Origin of the sequence: Cupriavidus sp. YAF13 (assembly GCF_052113425.1) — a bacterium.
Taxonomy (GTDB): Bacteria; Pseudomonadota; Gammaproteobacteria; order Burkholderiales; family Burkholderiaceae; genus Cupriavidus.
Genome location: NZ_JBFRDD010000059.1, coordinates 40,002 through 48,796 on the forward strand (window position 1 = coordinate 40,002; position 8,795 = coordinate 48,796).

Sequence of the window (8,795 nt, forward strand, 5' to 3'; positions counted from 1 at the left end):
AGCGCAATTCGAAGGGAGCCAGTGTTATGGCCAAGTTTTTTATTGACCGGCCGGTGTTCGCGTGGGTGCTTGCGCTGATCATCGTGCTGGGGGGCTTGCTGTCGGTGGTGCAACTGCCGATCGCCCAGTACCCCAACATCGCCCCGCCGACGATCTCGGTCACGGCGACCTATCCGGGCGCATCCGCCAAGACGCTTGAAGACTCGGTCACCACGGTGATCGAGCAAGAGCTCAACGGCATTCCCGGGCTGCTTTACTACAACTCCACCAGCGAAGCCACCGGCCTGTCGACGATCACGATCGCCTTCCAGCCGGGCTCCAACATCGACCTGAACTCGGTCGAGGTGCAGAACCGCCTCAAGCGCGTCGAAGCGCGCCTGCCGGCGGAAGTGCGCCAGCAGGGCGTGCGCGTGGACAAGGCCGGGAACAACTACATGATGTTCCTGACGGTCACGTCCAAGTCCGGGCAGGCCGACGCCATCCAGCTGGGCAACTACATCTCGTCCAGCGTGATCGATTCGATCCGCCGCGTGCCGGGCGTGGGCCAGGCCGACCTGTTCGGCACCGAGTACGCCATGCGCATCTGGGTGGATCCGGCCAAGCTGACCGGCTTCAACCTGACGCCGCAGGACGTCACCGCCGCCATCTCGGAGCAGAACGTCCAGGTCGCCGTGGGCGAGCTGGGCGGCACGCCGTCGCCCAAGGGCACGGAGCTCAACGCCACCGTCACCACCGAGAGCCGCCTCACCACGCCGGAGCAGTTCGCCAACATCCTGCTGCGCACGAACCCGGACGGCTCCTCGGTACGCATCAAGGACATCGGCCGCGTCGAACTCGGCGGTGCCGACTACTCCACGCTGGCCCGTACCAACGGCAAGGCGTCGGCGGCCATCGCCATCAAGCTGGCCCCGAGCGGCAACGCCCTGGCCACCGCCACCGCGGTGCGCGCCAAGATGGAAGAGCTCTCCAAGTTCTTCCCGGCCGACTACCAGTACACCGTGCCTTACGACACCTCGGCCTTCGTCAAGATCTCGATCGAGGAAGTGATCAAGACCCTGGTCGAAGCCGTGGTGCTGGTGTTCCTGGTGATGTACCTGTTCCTGCAGAACATCCGCGCCACCATCATCCCGACGGTGGTGGTGCCGGTTGCCCTGCTGGGCACCACCGGCATGCTGCTGGCGTTCGGCTTCTCCATCAACGTGCTGACCATGTTCGGCATGGTGCTGGCGATCGGTATCCTGGTGGACGATGCGATCGTGGTGGTGGAAAACGTCGAGCGGATCATGAGCGAGGAAGGACTCTCGCCACGCGACGCCACGCGCAAGGCCATGGGCCAGATCACCGGCGCCATCGTCGGCATTACGCTGGTGCTGACCGCTGTGTTCATCCCGATGGCATTCTTCTCGGGCTCGGTGGGTAACATCTACCGTCAGTTCTCGCTGTCGCTGATCGCGTCGATCGCGTTCTCGGCGCTGCTGGCCTTGACGCTCACGCCGGCGCTGTGCGCCACGTTGCTCAAGCCGGTCGAGGCTGGCCACCACCACGAGAAGAAGGGCTTCTTCGGCTGGTTCAACCGCACCTTCGCACGCGCCGCCACCGGCTACCAGAGCATGGTGGGCCGCATCCTGGCGCGCGCCGGACGCTACCTGATCATCTACGCGGTCATCGTCGTCGGCATGGTGGTGCTGTTCAAGCGCCTGCCCTCTTCCTTCCTCCCCGAGGAAGACCAGGGCTACATGATCACGGTGGTGCAGCTGCCCAACGGCGCCACGCAGGAACGTACCATCGGCGTGCTCAAGCAGATCGAGGACTACTACCTGCAGAAGGAATCCAAGGTGGTGGACCAGATGATCACCGTGGCGGGCTTTTCCTTCTTCGGCCGCGGCCAGAATGGCGGTATCGCGTTCGTGCGCCTGAAGGACTGGAAGGAACGCACCGGCAAGGACGAGACCGCGCAGGCACTGGTTGGCCGGGCGTTTGGTGCGCTGTCCTTCATCAAGGACGCCATCATCTTCCCGCTTAACCCGCCGGCGATCTCCGAGCTGGGCAACTCCTCGGGCTTCGACTTCCGCCTGCAGGACCGCACCGGCCAGGGTCACGCCAAGCTGATGGAAGCGCGCAACATGATGCTCGGCATGGCGGCGAAGAATCCTGCGCTGGTGGGCGTTCGCCCCGAAGGCCAGGAAGACGCGCCGCAACTGCAGATCGACATTGACCGCGAGAAGGCACGCGCGCTGGGCGTCTCGGTGGCCAACATCAACGCCACGGTGGCCATCGCCTTCGGCTCCTCCTACGTCAACGACTTCATCTATGAAGGCCGTGTGCGCAAGGTGATCGCCCAGGCGGAAGGCGACGACCGCAAGCTGCCCGACGACCTGACCAAGCTGCGCGTGAAGAACAAGAACGGCGACATGGTTGCGTTCGCCGCCTTTGCCACTTCCAAGTGGATCATGGGCTCGCCGCGCCTGGAGCGCTACAACGGCTTGCCGGCGGTGAAGATCGCTGGCCAGGCCGCTCCGGGACGCAGCACCGGCGAAGCCATGAAGATCATGGAAGACAACTTCGCCAAGCTGCCGCCGGGCTTCGGCTTCGAGTGGTCGGGCCAGTCCTATGAAGAGCGCCTGGCCGGTTCGCAAGAGCCGATGCTGTACACGCTGTCGCTGATCATCGTGTTCCTGTGCCTGGCCGCGCTGTATGAGAGCTGGTCGATCCCGGTCGCGGTGCTGCTGGTGGTGCCGCTCGGCGTGCTGGGCGCGCTGCTCGGCGTGACCCTGCGCGGCATGCCCAACGACGTGTACTTCAAGGTGGGCCTGATCGCGACGATTGGCTTGTCGGCGAAGAACGCCATCCTGATCGTGGAATTCGCCAAGGATCTGCAGGCCCAGGGCCGTGGCGTCATCGACGCTACGCTCGAAGCCGTGCACCTGCGGTTCCGCCCGATCCTGATGACCTCGATGGCCTTTATCCTGGGCGTGCTGCCTCTGGCGATCGCCAGCGGCGCGGGCTCGGGTGGCCAGCGCGCCATCGGTACCAGCGTGATCGGCGGCATGATCACTGCCACGGTGCTGGCGATTTTCCTGGTGCCGGTGTTCTTCGTGGTGATCCGTAGCCGCTTCAAGGGCAGCAAGCGAGAGCAGATGCTGAACGAGCAAGGGCTCGAACCCAAGGAAGGAATCTGACATGACAAAGACACTGACCACGCTGTTGCTGGTGGCGGGCGTCCTCTCGGGTTGCACACTGGCACCCGTTTATGAACGCCCTGCCCCGCCGGTGGCCACCAGCTTCCCGGCTGCGCCGGAAGGCTACGCGGCCGCCGAAGTGAAGACCGGCGAAACCCGCCGGGCGAGCGAGATCGGCTGGCGCGAGTTCTTCCGCGACCCGCGCCTGCAAGGCCTCATCGCGACCTCGCTGGAGAACAACCGCGACCTGCGCACTGCCGCGCTGCGCATCGAGGAAGCGCGCGCGCTGTACCAGGTGCAGCGCGCCGACCTGCTGCCCACGGTGAACGCCACCGGCGGTTTCAACCGTTCGCGCACCCCGGCCCTGCAGTCGGCCACCGGCAAGCCGGTTGTTTCCGAGTACTTCCAGGCGGGTGCCGGAGTGACTTCGTTCGAGCTGGACTTCTTCGGCCGCGTGCGCAGCCTGTCCAACGCGGCGCTGTCGCAGTACTTCGCCACCGAGGAAGCACGCCGTTCCGCGCAGATCTCGCTGGTCTCCGAAGTCGCCAAGGCCTACCTGTCCGAGCGCTCCTTCGCCGAGCAGTACGAGCTCGCGCAGAACACGCTGAAGACGCGCGAGTACACGCTGAGCCTGGCCAAGCAACGCTTCGATGCGGGCGCCACGTCGGCGCTGGACCTGCGCGACAACGAATCGCTGGTGGCGCAGGCCCGCGTTTCCGCCGCACAGCTGGCACGGCAGCGCGCGCAGGCGCAGAACGCGCTTGAGGTGCTGGTGGGCAAGCCGCTTGGCACCATCGAGAACCTGCCCGCACCGATGCGCCTGTCGGACGAGCGCATCATCAGCGACATCCCGGCAGGGCTGCCGTCGGACCTGCTCGAGCAGCGTCCCGACATCCGCCAGGCCGAGCAGTTGCTGCGCTCCGCCAACGCCAATATCGGTGCGGCGCGCGCTGCGTTCTTCCCGCGCATTACGCTCACCGCCAACGCTGGTGCGATCAGCCCGACGTTCTCGAGCCTGTTCGACTCCGGTACCGGCGCGTGGTCGTTCGCACCGCAGCTGGTGCTGCCGATCTTCGACTACGGCCGGAACCTGTCCAACCTGGACCTGACCAACGTGCGCAAGAATATCCAGATCGCCAACTACGAGAAGACCATCCAGACGGCCTTCGCGGAAGTGGCGGATGCACTGGTGGCGCGCGGCACGCTGGAGGAGCAGGTTACCAGCCAGGAGCAGGTGCGCAACGCCGAGGCAGCGCGCTACGAGTTGTCGACGTTGCGCTTCACGAACGGCGTGGCCAGCCAGCTGGACCAGCTCGACTCGCAGCGTCAGCTGTTCGCTGCCGACCAGGCCCTGATCCAGGCGCGGCAGCTGCGCCTGAACAATGCCATCGACCTGTACCGGTCGCTTGGCGGCGGCCTGAGCGAGACCGGACCGGTGGCCTCGGCGGACGTCAAGCCGGCGGTGACCACGCAGTAAGGCAGACAGGTTCATCCTGCCATCCGGTGCGGTCTGCCGGATGGCCTCGAAGCGAAGCGCCAACAGCGCTTCGCTTTTTTTTGTTTCCCGGCTTCGGGCCATGGCGCCGGTGGGAAGTTCTCCAAATCGCAAGGCACTGCGTTAGGATGGCGGTGCGCGCCGCGCAAACTCTCTCTCCCACCACCCACGCAAATCCCCAAGGAAGCCTGTCATGGAAGTCCGCCCGCTTGATGCCGATGATGTCGAGTTGGTCTGCCGCCATCGCGAATCCATGTTCCGCGAGGCCGGGCGCGGCGATGAGGTGCTGCAGGCCATGACGCAGCAGTTCCGGCCGTGGCTTGTGCCGCGCCTGCGCGATGGCAGCTACTTCGGCTTCGTGCTGGTGGACCAGGGCCAGCCGGTGGGCGGCATCGGCCTGATGGCGATCGACTGGCCGCCGCATCCGGCCCATCCCATGCAGGACAAGCGTGGCTACGTGCTGAACGTGTATGTGGAGGCAACGCATCGCAAGCAGGGGCTGGGGCGCCGCCTCATGCAGCTGGCGGAAGATGAGTTCGCCAGGCGCGACCTCCAGTATGCGATCCTGCATGCCACCGAGATGGGGCGGTCGCTGTATGTCGCGCTGGGCTGGCACGCCACGAGCGAGATGGCGAAAGCCATGCGCGCGTAGCGCGCTAGCCGTCCCAGCGCAACGCCAGCGTATCGTCCGCCGCGCGGGTCGCGTGCGTGCCCTGCTTGCCGCTTTCCCGGTCCAGCGTGGCGCAGAGCCACGACACGCCTTGCGCCGGCGCGCGGCGCAGGCTGAAATGACGGATCTGCATCGGCACCGCGGACAACTGGCGCAATGCGCCGGTTGCGCCGTCGACAAGCGGGAAGTACATCAAGGCCAGGTCGGGCCGGTATCGCTCGTATCCGCCGATGCCTTCGTAGTCGTTGAGGAAGTCACCGCAGCCATAGAGAATCAGGCGGCCGCGATACACCTCGGCACCCCTGATGTGATGGGACGAGTGCCCGTACACGATATCGGCGCCGCCCGCATCGATCAGCCGGTGCGCGAAGGCCTGCTCCTGGCGCGAAATGTCGAAGCCCCAGTTGCCGCCCCAATGCAGCGACACCACCAGGATATCGCCCGCGCCCTTCGCCGCTGCCGTCAGGCGGGCAACCCCATCGGCCGCGCGCACTGAAATGTCGGGCAGGAAATGGATGCCGGCGCGCCCGGGGGCCGCGGCCCAGTCTGCCGGCACGCCGCTCGCCGCGGTGGCATAGGCAAAGACGAGCACCCTTGCCCCTTGCGCGAGCGCGATCGCCGCAGGCGCGCTGGCCTGCGCCTCGTCGCGTCCGGCGCCCGCGGTCCGCATGCCAGCGCCGTGCAAGGTTGCCAGGGTTTCGTCGAGCCCGGCGCGCCCCCAGTCCAGCACGTGGTTGTTCGCCAGCACGCAGCAATCGAGCCGCGCGCTGCTCAGGCACGCCACATTGGCGGGGTGCATCCGGTAGTGGATGCCCTTGCCTGGCTGTGCGTCCTCGCTCGCGGTGACGGCCGTTTCCAGGTTGACGATGCGCACATCCGGCTGGAAGCGATCCAGCTGCGCGAGCGCGTCGCCCCACGGATAAGCGGGATCAACCGGCCGCTGTATCGCGCCTGTGGCACGCTCGGCCAGCTCGACATAATCGACTGCCGAGCGTAGCCAGCCCTCGAACAGGTGCGGCTTGCCCGGATGCGGCAGGATCTGGTCGATGCCACGGCCGGTCATCACATCGCCGCACAGGAACAGACGCACGCTGTCGCGCGCTGTCCGAGTCACGTCATCCATCGCGCTTTTCCCTCCTCCCGGCTGGCGCGGCTGCCTGCTCGCCGGAGCGTCGGATCGTCGGATCCGTCGCCCCTATTTTGCGCCGTCGAGCGTCACATGTGCCGCCCGGCCAGGCAAAAGGTGGCATGCCTGTGGCGTTGCAGTGACTAGAATGAAGCAGGCCGGCGCCGACGGCCGGGCTCCCGCGCCCAGACGATTTCCAGGAGACAACGATGACCGTCACCAACGCCCGGTCGGGCACCAACGTCCACGAAATCGCGGACGGGATCTATCGGATCAATACCCCGGTCCACATCGACGGGGGCCCGGGCGGCTTCTCCTTCAACCAGTACCTGATCGTCGACGACGAGCCGCTGTTGTTCCATACGGGGCTGCGCAAGATGTTCCCGTTGGTGCATGAAGCCGTCGCCAGCGTGATCGCACCGGGCAGGCTGCGTCATATTGCCTTTTCGCACGTGGAAGCCGACGAGTGCGGCTCGCTCAATGAATGGCTTGCGGCGGCGCCCCACGCATCGCCGCTGTGCGGCACCGTTGCCGCGATGGTGTCCGTCAACGACCTGGCCGACCGGCCCGCGCAGGGCCTGGCGGACGGGCAAGCCGTGCCGCTTGGCCGCCATACCGTGCGCTGGTTCGATACGCCGCACTTGCCGCATGCCTGGGAGTGCGGGCTCATGATGGAGGAACACACCGGCACGCTGCTCTGCAGCGACTTGTTCAGCCAGGGCGGTGCCGAACTCCCGCCTCTGACCGAGGCCGACATCCTCGGGCCGAGCGAAGCGTTCCGGCGCGGCATGGATTATTTCTCCCACACGCCGAGCGCCGGCGCCATGCTGGAACGCATGGCGCTGCTGCAGCCGACCACCCTGGCCTGCATGCATGGCAGCGCCTGGCGCGGCGACGGCGCCGGCCTGCTGCGCGCGCTTGCCCAGGCCCTGCTGGCGCACTAAGCACGGCTGGCGCGCGGCAGTGGATCAGGTCTGCGGTGTGTCCTTGAACACGGCAAGGCGTTCGGCCGCCGCGCTGAACGCCGCCAGCGCAGGATATGCCGGCGCCTCGACGCATGCGGGCAGCATCAGCTGCGTGAAGCTCCACGCCACGGCGGCGCTCACCTCGGCCTGCGTAAGCAAGCGCTCGTCCGCGGGAAGCGCGGCCCCCGTCAGTTCCGTCTCCAGCGCCCCGTAGGCGGCATGCAACTGCCCCTGCACGCGCTCGATCCACGGCTCGTGCTGTTTTTCCGCCGGGCGCAGGTTGCGCTCATAGACGATCTGCACCGTTTTTTCGCAGGCGGCGAGCGCCAGGCCGATCACGCGCAAGGCGTGCTGGCGCTGCTCTTGCCGCGCGGGCATCAGGCTGCGCGCGGCCAGCGTCTCGGCGTAGTCGAGGATCAGGCCGGACTCCATCAGCACCACGCCGTTGTCGCAAACCAGGGTGGGCGCCTTCACCACGGGATTGATCGCGCGAAACTGCTCGAACGTGCTGAACACCGAGACGGCCTGATGCTCGAACGGCAGGTCCAGCAGCCGCAGCGAGATCGCCACGCGGCGCACATAGGGTGAGTCGAGCATGCCGATGAGTTGCATATTGCCTCCGGAAGGATATCGGGTTGCGCATTGAGCCGCGCGGAGTTCCAGCATAATCGCGGCACGCCATCGCCATGAATGGCAAGGCATCGGAAATCGGCACCGCGCACCGATGAATCATAGGTGGCGCACGACAGGTGCCATAGGAGGATGGGGTGGAACTGGACAAGAAAGACCGACTGATCCTGGAGGCGCTGCAGGCCGATGCCCGGCAGAGCCTGGCAGCGCTGGGCAAACGCATCGGCTTGTCGCAGCCGGCCATGAGCGAGCGCGTGCGCAAGCTCGAAGACGCGGGCGTGATCGAGGGCTACGGTGCGCGGGTGAACCTGCGCGCGCTGGGTGTCGGCCTGCAGGCGATCATCCATATCGAGACCACGCACGCCTATATCCAGAAGTATGTGAAGCTGTTCGAGAGCATGCCCGAAGTGCTGAGCGCCGATCGCGTGACCGGGGCGCATTGCTTTATCGTGCGTTGCGCCATCGCCGATCCGGCCGACCTGGAGCACGTGGTCGACACGCTCGCGGCCCACGGCTCGGTGACCACATCGCTGGTGCTCTCAAGCCCGGTGCGCAAGACCGTGACGGTACCGGCCRTGAGAGTTTGAACGGCTTGATCTAGCGCTGGTTTGCTCCCCTCTCCCCATGCTCAGGATTACCCACAAATCTGGGGGGCGAAGGTGGAAAAGCGGTTGTAAACCGCTGTAAACCTGTGTTAACTTGCTTGCCGTCATTCACCGCGATGTACGCC

The 8,795-nt window shown here is 66.2% G+C and carries 7 protein-coding genes; 5 read left to right on the forward strand and 2 right to left on the reverse strand.

The genetic code is table 11. The annotated features are described in order from the left end of the window. Nucleotides 1-26: 26 nt before the first annotated feature. The 3 genes from AB4061_RS33465 (at nucleotide 27) to AB4061_RS33475 (ending at nucleotide 5,326) form a co-directional block, all read left to right on the forward strand. On the forward strand, nucleotides 27-3,179 hold the full coding sequence (locus AB4061_RS33465) for an efflux RND transporter permease subunit (RefSeq protein ID WP_441640471.1): 3,153 nt from the start codon (nucleotides 27-29) through the stop codon (nucleotides 3,177-3,179). 1 nt (nucleotide 3,180) lies between these two features. After that, complete coding sequence (locus AB4061_RS33470) at nucleotides 3,181-4,656, forward strand: efflux transporter outer membrane subunit (protein ID WP_441640472.1); 1,476 nt, start codon at nucleotides 3,181-3,183, stop codon at nucleotides 4,654-4,656. 211 nt (nucleotides 4,657-4,867) lie between these two features. After that, nucleotides 4,868-5,326, forward strand: a complete 459-nt coding sequence (locus tag AB4061_RS33475; protein ID WP_441640473.1) for a GNAT family N-acetyltransferase — start codon at nucleotides 4,868-4,870, stop codon at nucleotides 5,324-5,326. 4 nt (nucleotides 5,327-5,330) lie between these two features. Here the strand turns inward: AB4061_RS33475 and AB4061_RS33480 are convergent, their stop codons facing one another. After that, nucleotides 5,331-6,467: a CapA family protein gene (locus tag AB4061_RS33480; RefSeq protein ID WP_441640474.1), complete on the reverse strand. Its 1,137-nt coding sequence runs from the start codon at nucleotides 6,465-6,467 to the stop codon at nucleotides 5,331-5,333. 212 nt (nucleotides 6,468-6,679) lie between these two features. On the opposite strand from AB4061_RS33480, the gene AB4061_RS33485 reads away from it, so the two are divergent. Then, complete coding sequence (locus tag AB4061_RS33485; RefSeq protein WP_441640475.1) at nucleotides 6,680-7,414, forward strand: MBL fold metallo-hydrolase; 735 nt, start codon at nucleotides 6,680-6,682, stop codon at nucleotides 7,412-7,414. 24 nt (nucleotides 7,415-7,438) lie between these two features. On the opposite strand, the gene AB4061_RS33490 is transcribed toward AB4061_RS33485, so the two are convergent. Further along, a complete protein-coding gene (locus tag AB4061_RS33490; RefSeq protein ID WP_441640476.1) occupies nucleotides 7,439-8,047 on the reverse strand; it encodes a glutathione S-transferase family protein in 609 nt (202 codons plus the stop codon). 155 nt (nucleotides 8,048-8,202) lie between these two features. Between AB4061_RS33490 and AB4061_RS33495 the strand changes: the two genes are divergently transcribed. After that, nucleotides 8,203-8,652, forward strand: a complete 450-nt coding sequence (locus AB4061_RS33495) for an Lrp/AsnC family transcriptional regulator (RefSeq protein WP_441640477.1) — start codon at nucleotides 8,203-8,205, stop codon at nucleotides 8,650-8,652. Nucleotides 8,653-8,795 lie beyond the last annotated feature (143 nt).